Source organism: Bacillus chungangensis, from assembly GCF_030812995.1.
GTDB classification, from domain to species: Bacteria; Bacillota; Bacilli; order Bacillales; family Bacillaceae_C; genus Bacillus_CF; species Bacillus_CF chungangensis.
Genome location: NZ_JAUSTT010000024.1, coordinates 1 through 16092, shown reverse-complemented (window position 1 = coordinate 16092; position 16092 = coordinate 1). Strand labels below are relative to the sequence as shown.

The 16092-nt window shown below is 38.1% G+C and carries 12 protein-coding genes; 8 read left to right on the top strand and 4 right to left on the bottom strand.

All coding sequences use genetic code 11. The annotated features are described in order from the left end of the window. Positions 1-96 precede the first annotated feature (96 nt). The 7 genes from J2S08_RS17140 to J2S08_RS17110 all read left to right on the top strand — a co-directional run bounded on the left by J2S08_RS17140 (position 97) and on the right by J2S08_RS17110 (position 9803). A complete protein-coding gene (locus J2S08_RS17140) occupies positions 97-1023 on the top strand; it encodes an NAD-dependent epimerase/dehydratase family protein (protein ID WP_307231681.1) in 927 nt (308 codons plus the stop codon). Positions 1024-1723: 700 nt separating this feature from the next. Next, on the top strand, positions 1724-2347 hold the full coding sequence (locus tag J2S08_RS17135; RefSeq protein ID WP_307231679.1) for a DUF1796 family putative cysteine peptidase: 624 nt from the start codon (positions 1724-1726) through the stop codon (positions 2345-2347). Between the two features lie 19 nt (positions 2348-2366). Further along, positions 2367-3350, top strand: coding sequence for a polysaccharide biosynthesis protein (locus J2S08_RS17130; RefSeq protein ID WP_307231677.1), 984 nt, complete (start codon positions 2367-2369; stop codon positions 3348-3350). A gap of 538 nt (positions 3351-3888) precedes the next feature. Next, positions 3889-4788, top strand: a complete 900-nt coding sequence (locus J2S08_RS17125; RefSeq protein ID WP_307231675.1) for an NAD-dependent epimerase/dehydratase family protein — start codon at positions 3889-3891, stop codon at positions 4786-4788. A 640-nt stretch (positions 4789-5428) separates the two neighbouring features. After that, the gene (locus tag J2S08_RS17120) at positions 5429-5959 is read left to right on the top strand and encodes an HXXEE domain-containing protein (RefSeq protein WP_307231779.1); all 531 of its coding nucleotides are present in this window, start codon (positions 5429-5431) and stop codon (positions 5957-5959) included. Between the two features lie 288 nt (positions 5960-6247). Then, positions 6248-8383: a DNA topoisomerase III gene (locus tag J2S08_RS17115; protein ID WP_307231672.1), complete on the top strand. Its 2136-nt coding sequence runs from the start codon at positions 6248-6250 to the stop codon at positions 8381-8383. A 220-nt stretch (positions 8384-8603) separates the two neighbouring features. Next, on the top strand, positions 8604-9803 hold the full coding sequence (locus J2S08_RS17110; protein WP_307231670.1) for an FtsW/RodA/SpoVE family cell cycle protein: 1200 nt from the start codon (positions 8604-8606) through the stop codon (positions 9801-9803). Positions 9804-10056: 253 nt separating this feature from the next. Here J2S08_RS17110 and J2S08_RS17105 read toward each other — a convergent pair whose 3' ends face one another. Then, positions 10057-10371, bottom strand: a complete 315-nt coding sequence (locus tag J2S08_RS17105; protein WP_307231668.1) for a thioredoxin family protein — start codon at positions 10369-10371, stop codon at positions 10057-10059. Positions 10372-10668: 297 nt separating this feature from the next. On the opposite strand from J2S08_RS17105, the gene J2S08_RS17100 reads away from it, so the two are divergent. Beyond that, the gene (locus J2S08_RS17100; RefSeq protein WP_307231667.1) at positions 10669-11877 is read left to right on the top strand and encodes an FtsW/RodA/SpoVE family cell cycle protein; all 1209 of its coding nucleotides are present in this window, start codon (positions 10669-10671) and stop codon (positions 11875-11877) included. Positions 11878-11897: 20 nt separating this feature from the next. Here the strand turns inward: J2S08_RS17100 and J2S08_RS17095 are convergent, their stop codons facing one another. The 3 genes from J2S08_RS17095 to J2S08_RS17085 all read right to left on the bottom strand — a co-directional run bounded on the left by J2S08_RS17095 (position 11898) and on the right by J2S08_RS17085 (position 15919). Beyond that, positions 11898-13247 (bottom strand): (Fe-S)-binding protein, encoded by a 1350-nt coding sequence (locus tag J2S08_RS17095; protein ID WP_307231665.1) that lies wholly within the window; start codon positions 13245-13247, stop codon positions 11898-11900. Continuing rightward, positions 13244-14653: a glycolate oxidase subunit GlcD gene (gene glcD, locus J2S08_RS17090; protein WP_307231663.1), complete on the bottom strand. Its 1410-nt coding sequence runs from the start codon at positions 14651-14653 to the stop codon at positions 13244-13246. The genes J2S08_RS17095 and glcD overlap by 4 nt, the downstream gene beginning before the upstream one ends. Before the next feature lie 174 nt (positions 14654-14827). Beyond that, positions 14828-15919 (bottom strand): CdaR family transcriptional regulator, encoded by a 1092-nt coding sequence (locus J2S08_RS17085; protein WP_307231661.1) that lies wholly within the window; start codon positions 15917-15919, stop codon positions 14828-14830. Positions 15920-16092: the final 173 nt, after the last annotated feature.

Here is a 16092-nt window from a genome sequence, read left to right as displayed (position 1 = left end):
GAACAAATCTATTTCTTATTATACTAGGAAGTTGTTTTGTGCCAATTTCATTTATCCAACATACGATACTAAAAAACGTATAAGAGGAGAATGATGATGAAGGCTGTTGTAACTGGAGGAGCTGGCTTTATTGGCTCTCATCTCGTCGAAGAACTTATTTTGAAAGGTGCTGACGTACATGTATTGGATAACATGATTTCCGGCAATATACACAATATACATCGGCTCGCTGTTATTCATCACCTTGATATATGCAGCAATGATACAAAGGAAATGATTTTACGGGAAAAGCCTGATGTCGTATTTCATTTAGCTGCTCAGGCCGATGTGGGAAAGTCTATCCTCGATCCAAAATATGATGCAGATGTAAATATTAACGGAACTATTAATATATTGGAGGCTTGCCAACAGGCTTCTGTCCAAAAAATAATTTTTGCTTCTACTTCTGCGGTATATGGAAATATACAAAAAGATATGGTAACGGAAGAAGACTTGCCAGTACCTATTTCTTATTATGGTTTATCTAAATTGACAGCAGAGTCTTATATCCGTTTATTTGGTAGGCTTTACGGATTATCCTATACCATTCTTCGTTATGCCAACGTCTATGGCCCGAGACAATCAGCCAAAGGAGAAGGGGGAGTAATTGCAGTCTTTTTAGACAGAATGAATAAAGGAATGCCTGTAAGTATCCACGGCAATGGTGAGCAAACACGTGATTTTATATTTGTGAAGGATGTCGTCCGAGCAAATTTAGCTGCTGTGGAAGGAGGACATCAGGAAATTATTCAAGTAAGTACGGCACAGAGAACATCGGTAAATCATTTATTAAAAATGTTGACACAAATTCATGGTTCCAACATTCATTCTATCAATACCGAAGCAAGGGCCGGTGATATTAAACACAGTTGCCTCCATAATAAGAAAGCACAAGAATTGCTGGAATGGGAGCCGCAAGTCAAAATGTTTAAAGGATTGAAAGAAACGTATACTTACTCACGGAATCACCCATTTCTTTCGTGAATCACTTATTAAAAATGGCAATATTGTTTCACTATTATAAAAGAAGCTAATGTGAAATCACTGAAAGCATTTTCCATTAGCTTCTTTTATGATTCATTATCTTATTTTGTTTTTCACTATCATAATAGCCTTGTGCAAATGACTATTTTTAAAAATAGTAGTTTTTTGCCCTATCATTTTAAATTTCTATGCATTTAATATGGTAACAACTAAAAAGGAGTAGAGTTATTTATCCCACATCTAATTGGCGAGTCAAGACCCCCACCTCGGGGAGTAAGAGGGAATCAGAAGCACTAGGTGGGGGATAACTGCAAGTCAAATGTCCTATTGGTTCGGGCCGACAGGATAAGGAAAGCTTCTTGAATCAGTATCGCACGAAGAAAAAGTGCTCTTCTTTTTCGAAGATGTCGGTCACAAAAGCGTTGCAACAGGACAAGGAAAGCTTCGGCAGCGATACATCGCACGAAGAAAAGCGGTTTCCTTTTCGAGGACGCCTGAGATCTTAGCCTTTGTTCTACTCCTTATCAGTGGGGGATAAGAGAAAATCTTCACTGATGGAAGTTTCACTTTATCCCTGCTTGTGACTGATGATAACAAATGAGAAGAAAAGTGATATCTAAAAAACTTTAGCGAAAATCGTCGATTGATTGTTTATAGAAAATGCACTTAGGAGACTACATCGTGCAAGGGAGGCTTAAAAATGAGCTTGGAAGATATAAAAGGCAATTATGATGCAATTTTTAGTTTAGGGGATCTTTGTTTAGCATCGATTCAGCTTAAAAAGAATAATTTAAGGCCTTTTTCAGGGGTGCTGGACTGGATAGCATCTCCGGCTTTGTCAGATGTCAATCGTCTTTTGCGGAATCGATTTGTCGGCTTTATGGATTTGCCCAATTTAAGAATCATTGGATATGCGGATGACAATATTTGTGTATCGGATGATGCTTATCATATGGTTTCTAATCACGATTTTCCAGCAGATAGGAATACACTTACTCATTTAGCTACTTATCCTGAAGTAAAGGAAAAATATGACAGACGTATTCGTCGATTTTTGGAAAAAATGAACACCAGCAAGCGCGTGCTTTTCGTTAGAACAGAAGGTACTTTTGAAGATATTTTAGAACTTGAATCGATTTTATCATCATTAGTAAAAAACGATTTTCGCATTCTTCTTGTCAATCATACGAATGTCGGCGGCATGATCGAAAAAGATTGGCCTTTAGAGAGAGTTTGCGCCGTTGAACTGCCAAATGAAGATAAATGGGAAGGTAATCATCATTATTGGCAAGCCATGCTGGATGAAGTTACCATAAGTGTTTAGATTTTAGGAGGCAAAGTATATGCTTAATAATGCTGTTATTTTAGTTACTGGCGGTACAGGTTCATGGGGATATGAACTTATACATCAATTATTATCCCTCAACCCTAAAAAAATCATCGTTTTTTCCAGAAATGAAAATAGTCAAGTACAGATGAGAAGAGATATAGATGACCCTAGGTTAAGTTTTTGTATTGGGGATATTCGAGAAAAAGAATCATTGATCACAGCTCTTAAAGATGTAGACTATGTATTTCATTTAGCTGCGCTAAAACATGTTCCCGTTTGTGAAATACAACCTCTTGAGGCGTTGAAAACAAACGTCACAGGCACCCAAAACGTGATTGAAGCTGCAATAGAAAATGGTGTGAAAAAAGTAATTAATGTATCAACTGATAAAGCAGCAGATCCGGCAAATTTCTACGGTATGACAAAAGCGCTTGGTGAAAGGCTGATGGTTCACGCTAATCAAATAAATTCAGATACGAAATTTATTTGTGTAAGAGGTGGGAATGTCCTAGGGACAAGTGGAAGTGTACTTCATTTATTTATGAAACAAATAAAAGAGAAGAATCAGATTAACATTACCGATAAAAGAATGACTCGTTTTTTCTTAAATCCGCAGCATACAATGAAACTATTATTAAAAGCGGCAAATGATGGTAAAGGTGGAGAAATCTTTGTCATGAACTCACCCGCATGCAGAATTATCGATTTGGCTGAAGTTTTAATCGAAGAGAATGGAAAAGATGTCAGCATTGTCGAATGCGGATCTAGACCAGGAGAAAAACTCCATGAAGTACTTATTTCCGACAATGAAATCGCTCATACGGTCGTATACAATAAAGACTATTTTATTGTGCTTCCTACGGTAGACATTCCAGGATTAAGGCAATCTTATTCTAACTGCAAGCCTATTAAAACAAAAAGCTATAGTTCTCATGATATTTTAATGACAAAAGCGGAAATCAAGCAAATGCTTATTGAAGGTCATTTTTTAGATTAGATGTCATTCAAGGTGGGGAGCTGTGTATACAAATATAATCGATTTAATCTCTTTTATTTGAGGAATCGGTTCCCCACGAATTATTTTTCGTTTCTCGGATGTTCAGCTCTTATTGGAATTGAACAGTATCTTATATGTACCGTAATAGCAGCTTTATTTTCTCCTAGCTTCTCATTAGGAGGGGTTCAATTAGGTGATTAAATGAAACTAAAAAGTATCTGCTTTATTCTAAGCAACCTAGCCATCTTATACCATAACCCATTATTTTAGAAAAAATTGTTCACATTTGATTATTTGTTTTTCATCATCATCTAAGTGTCCACTAAAAGAAAATTGCATTCGCTGCTGGCAAAAGCTATGAAATAATTTTTTTCATAGTAATTACATGATATTGCTAGAGTCCTATATTGATGTTTGAATTGGTTTGCAGCTTTAAAAATAAGATCAGATCAATTTTTCTTCGTCATAAAAATCGATCATAAAAGAAATCCCACTTCGGACTGATCAAGAGATGTGAGTGAAATGGATGTGAAATGAATTGAACGAACACCCGAAAATGTTAATTACAGGAGCGAGTGGATTTACAGGTAAGCATGCATGCAACCATTTTTTGAAGGCAGGATTTAATGTTGCTGCTGTTTCAAGAAAAAAAATAGATGTAAATAACGATATTCAAATTGAATTTTGCGACCTTGCAAATAAAAACCAAGTGAAAAGTCTAGTTAAAAAAATAAAACCTCAATATCTTCTCCATTTAGCAGGGCAAAATAACGTTGCACAATCTTGGCTTGACCCTATTTCATCATTAGAAGCAAATGTGATGTCAACAGCATATTTAATCGATGAGATTCGTTATGAAAATCCCTCATGTAAAATAGTCGTTGTTGGTTCAGCACTCCAATTTTATCCAGAAGACATGTCTACTCTTCTTCATCCTTATAGTTTAAGCAAAACGCTTCAAGTTTTAATCGCGAAATCTTGGGAAGTTTTATATAATATGGATATTGTGATTGCCAAACCATCCAATTTAATAGGACCTGGATTCTCAAATGGAGTTTGTTCAATTTTTGCAAAAAAAATCGTTGACATGGAAATAAATGAAGGGGAAAAAATGCTTAAAGTTAACAACCTCCATTCCCAGCGTGATTTTCTCGATGTCAGAGATGCTTTATGTGCTTATGAAATTCTTTTGACAAAGGGAGAATCTGGAGAAATATATGAGATTGCTTCAGGAAAGAGCCGTTCGTTAAAAGAAATCATCGACGGTTTTAAGGCTTTAACAGCTGTTGATTTTAAGATACAAACAAAAGTAAAGAATGAGATAGAACAGCTGGTTGAAATCAAGACTTTAAAACTTATAGAATTAGGCTGGAAACCAGTTATTCCATTTGAGACATCTCTAAAGGATATTCTTGATTTTTATCGTATGAATCAATGAAATGGGCTTAGATGAAATAAAAAAAACTAAGTACTATCAATGACATCCCTTGCTTTATGTCGGATATAGGTTATTTCCTCAACTGAAATCTAACAATTTGGGGTCTCTAAAGCGATGCAAACATAAAAAAGACAGAGATGATACACATCTGTCTTTTTTTCTACATTTAACTGGAAAGTCAAGACCCCAAAACCAGGGGGTTAGAGGAAACAGAAGCGTTAAGTGGGGAATAACTGAAAGTAAATATCCGATTGTTTCGGACCGACAGGATAAGAAAGCTTCTTGAATTAGCTTTGCACGTAAAAAATGATTTTCTTTATCGAGGATGTTACGTTAGTGAGGGATTAAGGACCTTCACTGATGGATGTCATATTATGACTAAATATAACAATTGGTAATCAGGAGGAAGAATCCGCCTATAAATATGTTGTACATAACTATTCTATTTTGGAAAAAAGTGGACTACGTCCAAAAATACTAGTTTCGTATCCAAAGGAGGAGCATTGGTTACTGTTACTTTAGACAAACATATTTCGCTAAAAAATGTTATATAAACAATTCATAATAATTGACTGCGATAAAAAATAGATTAGATTTTTTCACTTTTATTATTTAGAAGGGAATGCTCATTTTGAAAAAAATGCCAAACAGCGAAGCAAAGGGTGACCATATGAAAAGTTTGAGTCCTTATAAAATTCTTTGGCTGCTTCCGATTATTTTTGCGATTCATAATCTAGAAGAATTATGGTTATTAGAAGATTGGGTTAAGACCTTTACAAATGACAGGAAGTTTGCATTCATAAAAAATTTTTATCGATTTGAAACGTTAGCGTTTGCGATGATTTTACTCACATTAGCGGGAGCTGTCATTATCTTCTTCGCGTATCGAAAACAAAGCAATATAACATTTCATTTAATGATCCTTTGCAACAGTTTATTGTTTATTAATAGTTTGACTCATTTGGGACAATTTTTTCTATTTAGAAAATATGTTCCAGGATTGCTTTCTGCTGTGATCCTCATGATGCCTTTCACATTTTATACTTTGTTTTTGTATATAAAAAATAAATCTATTACCCCAAAAATGGCAGCTGTATATTTAGGGATAAGCGTTCTTGCGATGGGGCCTATTATCATTATTTTTCTAGTAATATCTAAATTATTTACATAATAAGTAAGGATTTAAATGCCAACAGCAATAATCGATTGCAAGTTGACCATTGAAAGTATTAAATAACATGATTATTTTGCAGTGTCAGTTAAAGTGCAATAAGGGTTGTTCATATTTCATTTCAAGAAGCCCTAATTCCTTATAACAATGTAATTATCACAAAAGACGGAGAACAGGAAGCCCTCTGTCTTTAATATTCCTATGATATGATAAAGGAAGCCAAAAGTGAACTATGTTAAAAAAATCTCGCATTTAGACTAGGAATATATTGACCAAGGAGCTAGCAACATGAAATTGATTATTGCTGAAAAGCCGGACCAAGGTCTAGCTTTTGTTTCTCAGTTTACTAATAGAAAAAGAGACGGTTATCTTGAAGTGGACGCAAATGAATTGTTTCCGAACGGCGCTTATTGTACGTGGGCGATTGGGCATTTAGCGCAGCTATGTGAGCCGGCTTATTATGATGCAGCCTGGAAAAAGTGGTCGTTAGCTGTATTGCCAATGATTCCAGATCGTTTTCAATATGAAGTTTCAAAAGCGACTGCAAAGCAATTTCATATCGTCAAGCGCTTGCTGAAAAGCCGTGAAGTGACAGAGATTATTCATGCGGGCGATGCAGGCCGCGAAGGTGAATTAATCATTCGAAATGTGATTCATCTTAGCGGTGTTCGGAAACCGATGAAGCGGCTGTGGATTTCGTCACTTACAAAAAAAGCGATTTATGAAGGATTTCAACATTTATTAGATGAATCTGAGACGAGACAGAAATATTATGAAGCTTATACACGCGCTTGTGCAGATTGGCTTGTTGGCATGAATGCATCAAGAGTCTATAGTATTCTATTAAAACAAAAAGGGATGAATGCCGTTTTTTCAGCGGGACGTGTACAAACGCCGACACTTGCGCTTATTGTCAAACGTGAAAACGAAATCGAACATTTTCATTCAGAGCCCTTTTGGGAAGTATTAGCCGCCTTCGACATAAATGGAAAAACGTATGAAGGACAGTGGGAAAAGGACAAAAATTCACGCTTAAAAGACCCAGAGATTGCAAACAAGATTGCTGCCTTTTGTGATCAAAAACCTGCCGAGGTGAAAGAGGTTAATACAGAGCGTAAAGTATATCAACCGCCGTTATTATTTAATCTATCTGCTCTACAGGCGACAGCAAATAAAGCTTTTGCCTTTTCACCAAAAAAGACATTGGATGTCCTCCAAGCTCTATACCAAAAAGGCATCGTTTCCTATCCACGTTCTGATTCAAATTATGTTACGAAGGGAGAAGCAGCCACCTTTCCTGGGGTTTTAAAGAAGTTAAGCAGCTTTGAAGCGTATCAGCCTTTTTTTCCGACAGCGAAGCAAACAATTAGCAGCAATAAGCGTTATGTCGATGACAAAAAAGTACAGGAGCATTATGCTATCATCCCAACAGAACAAGTAACAGATCCAAATAAGCTGTCTAATGACGAAAAGAAAATCTATGATCTTGTTGTTAAGCGGCTCATTGCGGCTCATTATGATGCAGCGATATTTGATTATACAACGATTACGACTGTCGTAGATGGACGTGCGATGTTTCTTTCGAAAGGAAAGCAGCTTATACAAGAAGGCTGGCGGAAAGTCATTTTTCCAGAAGAGAAAGAAGAGGATGTCCTGTTGCCGATCGTTCGAGAAGGAGAACAGGGAAACGTTAGTGACGTAAAGGTGAAGGAAGGAAAAACACAGCCGCCAAAGAGATATACGGAAGGTCAGCTCATTACATTAATGAAAACGGCGGGAAAATATCTTGACAATGAAGCATTAGAAAAAGTGTTGAAAAAAGTAGAGGGGTTAGGGACAGAAGCAACCCGTGCTGGTATTATTACAATGCTGAAGGATCGCGGTTATATTGAGGTGAAGAAAAACCAAGTATATGCGACAGACAAAGGCAGGGTGCTGATCGAAGCAATCGGAGAAAATATATTAGCATCTCCTGAAATGACAGCAAAATGGGAGCAGCGTCTTGCCGAAATTGGCGAAGGCAAAGCAGTGCCAGCTGCATTTATGGAACAAACAAAAAAATTAACGGCAAAAATTGTGCAGAATGCAATGGAGATGGCTCCGACTTGGGATTTTACGGGCATGCATGTTGAAGAGGAAAATAAAAAAAATTCACCCTATTCAAAAGGGAAAGCAGTAGGGAAATGTCCGTTATGTGAAGGTAATGTCATTGATAAAGGCAAGCTTTATGGCTGTGACAATTATACAAAAACAAATTGTTCCTTCACGATTGCAAAAAAGATTCTTGGAAAGAACATCACCCAAGCAAACATCAAAAAACTGTTAAAAACAGGTGAAACTAATACGATTAAAGGCTTTAAAAAAGGAGAAAAAGTCTTTGATGCCAAACTGATTTGGCAAAATGGGAAGATCCATTTTCATTAGCGGACTGCTAAAAAAGTGATAAAAGCAAGTTTATTACATATTCATTATGAGGCTTTTTTAGTAAATATTAGCTTGTAACGAATACGAGTTGTTTTTCGTCTTTTATAAAAGAGAAGAATGTATCACTTGTGAAGTTTTGTTAATAGAAAGGCTAAAGATGAAAAAACTCGGCGCTTGCCGAGCTTTATCCCACATCTATAAATAGAGGAGACGCAAAATCATGACTTCTCAGAAAAAAATTACTTCAAGAATAGATTATGGATTAGTATTATCGCTTATGTTGCTGGCAATCGTTAGTTTGATTGCCATCTACAGTGCTCAGCAATCACCACAATATAATAGAAATTTCGCAATGCTACAAGCTTTTTGGTACGGGGTAGGGACCGTGATCATTTTCATTGTCATTCAATTTGATTCCGAGCAATTAAAGAAGCTTGCTTGGCATCTCTATGGATTTGGTTTCTTACTAGTAGTTGCTTTGCCGTTTATGCCGCGTTCAATTGCTCCCGAACTAAATGGCGCGATTAGGTTGTACAAGGTTCCTGGATTGGGGACATTTCAGCCTTCAGAGGTTTTAAAGGTGTTTCTCATTATATTGCTTGCGAAAATTGTTTCTGATCATCATCATCAATATAAAATAAAAACATTGAAAACAGACCTGTGGCTGCTTATCAAACTCGGCGCCATTACGATGGTTCCTGCTGCGATTATTTTTAAACAGCCAGATTTGGGGACAGCGCTTGTATATGTTGCCATTTTTTGTGCGATTGTATTTGTTTCAGGTATTAATTGGAAAATCATTGTACCTCTTTTCGGAGGTGGCTTAGGGTTTGCTGGATTAATGGTTTATATCGTGCTCTGGTATCCTGATTTTGCTGAAAAGTTATTAGCAAGCCATCAGCTTGGGCGAATTTATTCCTGGCTTGATCCAGAAAGCTATCCGACAGAGGGCTATCACATTTTAAAATCGTTGAATGCGATCGGTTCTGGACAGACGACCGGAAAAGGGATCGGCAATGGCGAAGTATACATTCCAGAAAGCCATACCGATTTTATTTTTAGTGTTATTGGCGAGGATTTTGGCTTTATCGGCGCGAGTATTGTGATCGGTTTATTGTTTATGTTGATTTATCATATTACAAAAACAGGTTTGGAAACGAAAAATAGTTTTTACTCTTATATTTGCGCTGGCGTCGCGATGATGATCTCTTTTCAAGTGTTTCAAAATATTGGCATGACGATTCAGTTAATGCCAATTACTGGAATACAATTGCCGTTTATTAGTTACGGCGGCAGTGGGTTAATGGCTTATATGATGGCAATAGGATTGGTGTTTTCTGTCCGTTTTCATTATAAGAAATATATGTTTGCTACTGATAGCGACAAACCAGACTATTTTGACGAAAAAACAGGCTCCTAACCGATAGGAACTTGTTTTTTACTATAAACGTGTGTTTCTTTCAATGCTCCTTCTAAAAAGAGATAGACAATGTAGATAGCACGTACTTTCACATTAAGGCATTTCGTTCAATGCTGAACTTCATTTCCAATAGACAGCCTGGATTAGCATGACAGAAGACTATATCACTTGTGAACTTTTGTTAAATAGGGAAGGCTAGATAAAGAAGGAGAAACTCGGCGTATGCCGAGCTTTATTTCTGTCGTCTTTTACTTTAAAGCTGTGCCAAAAAGTCACGAACTTGTTGTGGTGTTTTTGCATTTGCACTATGTAAATGAGCTATTTTCTCTCCATCTTGAAAGAGCAATAAGCTTGGAATTCCCATTACTTCATACGTTTCAGCGAGTGTTGGAAACGCATCTCGATCCACTTCATACCATTTATATTGCGTGTATTCTGCAATGATATCATCAATGAACATTTCCATGCGCCTGCAGTCTGGACACCAGTCAGCAGTAAAAACCATAATCGCTGGTTCAGGCAGCGAGATGCATTGTTCAAACATGTCAAGGGATGTTATTTTTTCCATTTTATTAGCCTCCTATTCAGGTATATTGTAGAGTAATGCGTGAGGAAATTCAATTTTTGCTGACGAATGAATTGTTCTTTGTTTTATGGTTTTCTTTCAGTATAATGGTAATATGTGTTTGCTTACATAATTTTTTGCTGGTTCTAGTAATGTTCCATGATCAGCGATAGGAAAAAAGCAAATAAAGCTGCATGTAAGCTCTACATCATTCCCACGGATTGATGTATATATGTGTTGCTCAAATTTCGAGCAGTGAAGGAAGCTTCACTACATTTTAAATAGAGGAGACGCAAAAACATGACTTCTCAGAAAAAAATTACTTCAAGAATAGATTATGGATTAGTGTTATCGCTTATGCTGCTGGCAATCGTTAGTTTGATTGCCATCTATAGTGCTCAGCAATCACCACAATATGATAAGAATTTCGCTATGCAACAAGCTTTTTGGTATGGGGTAGGGACCGTGATCATTTTCATTGTCATTCAATTTGATTCCGAGCAATTAAAGAAGCTTGCTTGGTTTCTCTATGGACTCGGTGTCTTATTAGTAGTTGCTTTGCCGTTTATAGCGTCGATTGCTCCGTCGATTGCTCCTAAGATAAATGGGGCGATTAGCTGGTACAGGGTTCCTGGGATGGGGACTTTTCAACCTTCAGAGGTTTTAAAGGTTTTCCTCATTGTATTGCTGGCAAAAATTGTTTCGGATCATCATCATCAATATAAAATGAAAACATTGAAAACAGATCTTTGGCTGCTCATAAAACTTGGCGTCATTACGATGGTTCCTGCTGCAATTATTTATAAACAGCCGGACTTAGGAACAGCGCTCGTGTATGTTGCCATTTTTTGTGCGATTGTATTTGTGTCAGGTATTAATTGGAAAATAATCGCACCTCTTTTTGGAGGCGGCTTAGGCTTTGCTGGAATTATGGTGTATATCGTGCTCTGGTATCCTGATTTCGCTGCAAAATTTTTAGCAGACCACCAACTGGGACGAATTTATTCTTGGCTAGATCCAGAAAGCTATCCGAAAGAGGGCTATCACATTATGAAATCGTTGAATGCGATTGGATCTGGACAGACGACTGGAAAAGGGGTCGGCAATGGCGAAGTATACATTCCAGAAAGCCATACCGATTTTATTTTTAGCGTTATCGGCGAGGATTTTGGCTTTGTCGGCGCCAGTATTGTGATAGGCTTGTTATTTATGTTAATTTATCATATTACAAAAACAGGCTTGGAAACGAAAAATAGTTTTTACTCTTATATTTGTGCTGGTGTCGCGATGATGATATCTTTTCAGGCGTTTCAAAATATTGGCATGACGATTCAGTTGATGCCAATTACGGGAATACAATTGCCTTTCGTTAGCTACGGCGGCAGTGGTCTAATGGCTTATATGATGGCAATAGGATTGGTTTTTTCTGTCCGCTTTCATTATAAGAAATATATGTTTGCAACGGATAGCGACAAACCAAATTATTTTGACGAAAAAACAGGCTCCTAACCGATAGGAACCTGTTTTTGCTATAAAAGAGTATCTTTCTTGCCGCCTTTCGATGCTGCTTCTAATAAGACATCAACAATGTGGACAGCACGTATTTTAGAACTGAGGCCTTCGCGCTCAATACCAAGCTTCATTTGCAGCAAACAGCCGGGATTAGCGGTGACAATCGTTGTTGCTTCTGTGGCAATGGCATTGGCCATTTTATGATCAAGTATTTGCATCGACATGCTTGGCTCCACAATGTTATAAATGCCAGCAGAGCCGCAGCAGCGATCTGCATCCCTCATTTCTTGATATGTTGCTCCTTCAATTGCTTGCAGCAGTGTCCTTGGTGCTGTGTACGTATGCATCACATTTCGCAAGTGGCATGAATCTTGATATGTCAATATTTGTGTAGGCAATTGCAAAGGAATACGTTGATGAAAATTTAATTCCAATAATATTTGCGTGATATCCTTTAGTCTGCGAGTAAAGTTTTTTGCTCTTTCTGCCCAATCAAGTTCATCCTTTAATAAATGATCGTAGCGAATCAGGAATGCCCCACAGCCTCCAGCATTTGTAATGATATAGTCTGCATTTGTTTGTTCAAATGCTTCAATATTTTTTTTCGCCATTTCTTTTGCTTTTTCCTTTTCGCCGCTATGTCCATGCAAAGCACCGCAGCAGCCTTGTGCAGTTGGAATAACGATTTCGCAGCCGGCCATTTGCAATAGCTTTAATGTTGCATCATTTGTTTCTAAAAACATCGTATCCATAAGACAGCCGGAAAAAAAGGCCGCTTTCGCTGTTTTTTCATGATCTGCTGGCAAGTAAGCAGGCCGTTGTTTCATTTTTTTCATTGTAGGCACTTTTGGAAGTACGCTTTCCATTCCAGCGAGATGATCTGGAAACAGTTTCATAAAGCCGATTTTTCTTGCCGCCTTTTGCAGCCCTGATCGTTGATAAAAACCGAGCAAGCCTGTTGCTGCACGGATTCGCTTTTGATGAGGAAAAAGTCCTTCAAAGACAGTTTTTCTCACTTGTTTCACAGGGAAGCTCTGCTTGCGATGCTGCTTAAAAATATCTCTTGCTTCCTCTAACAAATGGCCGTAATTTACGCCAGCAGGACAAACTGGTTCACATGCGCGGCAGCCAAGACAAAGATCCAACGACGCTTCGACGTCATCATCAGGGGCAATCAGACCATCCGCAACAGCCTTCATTAGAGCAATCCGGCCGCGTGGAGAATGCTTTTCCTGGAAGCCTGTCTCGATATACGTCGGACATGCTGGCAAACAGAAGCCGCAGCGCATGCAATTTAACAATTCTTCTTCATCCATTCTTTCGGTAAATGCTTGTTGAATATCGGCTTGTTCTTTTGTCATTGTCATCTTGTGACCACCACACGTTTCCTGCTGTCTTTCGCAAAGATTTTGCCAGGGTTCATAATATTATTCGGATCAAAGCTTTGCTTCAATGCTTTCATTGCGGCAATGCCTTCTTTACCGAGCTTCCATTCGAGATAAGGTGCTTTCATTTCCCCAACACCGTGCTCGCCAGTAATAGTTCCGCCTAGTTCAATTGCTTTGGCAAAAATTTCAGAGAATGCTGCTTCAACACGTTTCATTTCGTCTTCATCACGTGCATCTGTTGGACAGGTAGGATGCAGATTGCCGTCGCCAGCGTGGCCAAATGTACAAATTGTAATTTGATGCTTTTTAGCAATCTCATTGATTGCCTTTACCATCGCAGCAATTTCGGAACGAGGTACAGTCGCATCTTCTAAAATCGTTGTCGGCTTAAGGCGTGCGAGTGCAGATAAAGCCGAGCGCCGCGCCGTTGTTAAAGCATGTGCTTCTTGTTCGTTTTTAGCAATGTCAACAGCTTCAGCTTGCTCTTCTCTGCAAATGGTCGCAATGCTGTTCATGTCTCGTTCAACGATGGCTGCGGGACCATCTTGTTCAATTAATAATATTGCTTTCACATTAGTCGGCAATCCGATCTTGGCGAAATCCTCGACAGCCTGTAATGTCGGCTGATCAAGAAATTCGACTGTGGCGGGAATAATTTTATTGGCAATGATGGCTGAAACAGAACGGGCAGCAGCCTCCATATCTTGATATAATGCGAGCATCGTCTTTTTTGTTTCTGGCTTTGGAATTAATTTCAATGTTGCTTCCGTAATAATGCCAATCGTACCTTCAGAACCAACAAATAACCTTGTAAGATCATAGCCAGCGACATCTTTTGCTAATTTCCCACCGGTGCGAATAATATCGCCGTTTGGCAGCACAACCTCAAGGGCCAGTACGTAATCACGTGTTACTCCATACTTGAGCCCACGGAGTCCGCCAGAATTCTCATTAATATTGCCGCCTATTGTTGAAATAGTCATGGAGCTGGGGTCAGGCGGGTAAAATAATCCATGTGCTTCCACTGTTTTCATTACATCTAGCGTAATGACGCCAGGCTGTACAGTAACGGTTAAATTTTCTTTATCTAATTCCAATATGCGATTCATATGATGGAATAGAAGTACAATCCCACCTTGTGTTGGACAAGTTCCGGCACAGAGATTTGTTCCAGAACCGCGAGGAACGAGTGGAATCTGATGTTTGTTGCAAAGTATTACTATTTCCGCTACTTCCTTTGTATTACGCGGTGAAACGACTGCATCTGGCATCGATTGAAATCCAGGTGTAGCATCATATGAGTATACTAATCTTCCAGCTGTTGAGTCATCAACATTTTCCTTCCCGACAATAGTGATCAATGCTTCTTTAAACGAAGAATTCATGTTTGTTCCCCCATTCTTCCTTGTTAACCATTTCCCCCTCTTTTTTGCGATTAATCCAGCCTTACAAAAGTACAAGATTTCTATGTTTGAAAGAGAACATAGAAATCATATCTATAGTATAAAAAGCATAGATAAGAATTTCTATGGATAAATGTACAACGATTAAGCATATTGTTAGCTTTCTTTTGGTTCTTTATCTAAAAATAATAAACTAAGATAGAGGATGACGAGGCTTTTTGTTTGCCGTGGATGGAGTGCTGTTAGTTCATTTATTTTTTTCAAACGATAATGGAGCGTATTAATATGAATATGCAGCGACTTAGCAGTTTCTTTCAAAGACTGGTTATGAGCGAAAAAGGCAGAAAGTGTTTCGAGCAATTCTTTTTCTTGCAAAATTGGCTTGATCGTCCTCTTGATCAATTCCTGCTTTGTCTCTTTTCGCAGATCGTCAATAATCATTTCCAGCGTAAGCTCTTCGTCAAACACAATGTCCGTTTCGCTTTGAGCTGCCTTTAAAGCACGGGTTGCTTGCCGTAATGACTGCTTTAAATGAGTGGGAGCGACAATACTGCCAACCCCGATTCGAACAGGTGTATGAAGGAGATTTTCGATTTTCTCTTTCCATTCTATGATTCTATGTTCTATATTTCCTTTGTCAGTTGCTGTTAGTAAAAGTAAAAAGCGATGATGGCCCCAACGAACGATCACATCACTTGAATGTTGAAGATCGAATCGGTGAATTAGTGGATGAAGCCCATCTGTTTGTCCAGCTAGCAAAGCTGCTTGCCGGGGTACATTCGTGTCGATTCCTAACAGCTCAGCACGATGGATAAAGGAATCATCCCATTCCCGAAGCTCCAGCCAATCAAAAACGAAAGATTCTAGATTTCGAGCCCGACGTTCCTTTTCTTCTATGTAGTAGCTTTCTTTAATCATGAGCTCTGTCATTTTTTTTAACAGCTCTCCATAAGGAGCAACCTTTTTCGGGTCGCCAGTAATACCAATGACTCCAATAATATGCTGGTGAAGAAAGATCGGTAAATTGATGCCTGCTTTCACACCTTTTAGCTTTTTTTCATCTAATTTTGTCATCATAAGTGTTTGTTTCTTCTGCATTGTTAGCAATGATCCTTCATGAAGATGGTCTATTCGTGAAGGATCTGAGCTTGCGATAATTGTTCCTTCCATATTCATAATGACAATATCTTCATCGATTAATTTTCGTACTTCTGTAACAATTTTTTGTGCAAGGGCTTTTTGTATCACGTTTAAACCGTTGCCAAAACCTTATAAAACTCTATAAGAAATTGTTTGCTTCCCTGTTCTACGTATCCGATTTTGCCCAAGCTACTCTCGTTTGGTGTAACACTCCGAGGGCGTAAATTCCGATACAACGAATCGTACATATTAGCAATAACTTTTAGGTGTTAATTTGCTAA

Bases quoted from the DNA above. Each gene is read 5' to 3' on its own strand.
- J2S08_RS17140 (WP_307231681.1), top strand. From the start codon at position 97: ATGAAGGCTGTTGTAACTGGAGGAGCTGGCTTTATTGGCTCTCATCTC.
- J2S08_RS17135 (WP_307231679.1), top strand. From the start codon at position 1,724: ATGAGCTTGGAAGATATAAAAGGCAATTATGATGCAATTTTTAGTTTA.
- J2S08_RS17130 (WP_307231677.1), top strand. From the start codon at position 2,367: ATGCTTAATAATGCTGTTATTTTAGTTACTGGCGGTACAGGTTCATGG.
- J2S08_RS17120 (WP_307231779.1), top strand. From the start codon at position 5,429: ATGCCAAACAGCGAAGCAAAGGGTGACCATATGAAAAGTTTGAGTCCT.
- J2S08_RS17115 (WP_307231672.1), top strand. From the start codon at position 6,248: ATGAAATTGATTATTGCTGAAAAGCCGGACCAAGGTCTAGCTTTTGTT.
- J2S08_RS17110 (WP_307231670.1), top strand. From the start codon at position 8,604: ATGACTTCTCAGAAAAAAATTACTTCAAGAATAGATTATGGATTAGTA.
- J2S08_RS17105 (WP_307231668.1), bottom strand. From the start codon at position 10,371: ATGGAAAAAATAACATCCCTTGACATGTTTGAACAATGCATCTCGCTG.
- J2S08_RS17100 (WP_307231667.1), top strand. From the start codon at position 10,669: ATGACTTCTCAGAAAAAAATTACTTCAAGAATAGATTATGGATTAGTG.
- J2S08_RS17095 (WP_307231665.1), bottom strand. From the start codon at position 13,247: ATGACAATGACAAAAGAACAAGCCGATATTCAACAAGCATTTACCGAA.
- glcD (WP_307231663.1), bottom strand. From the start codon at position 14,653: ATGAATTCTTCGTTTAAAGAAGCATTGATCACTATTGTCGGGAAGGAA.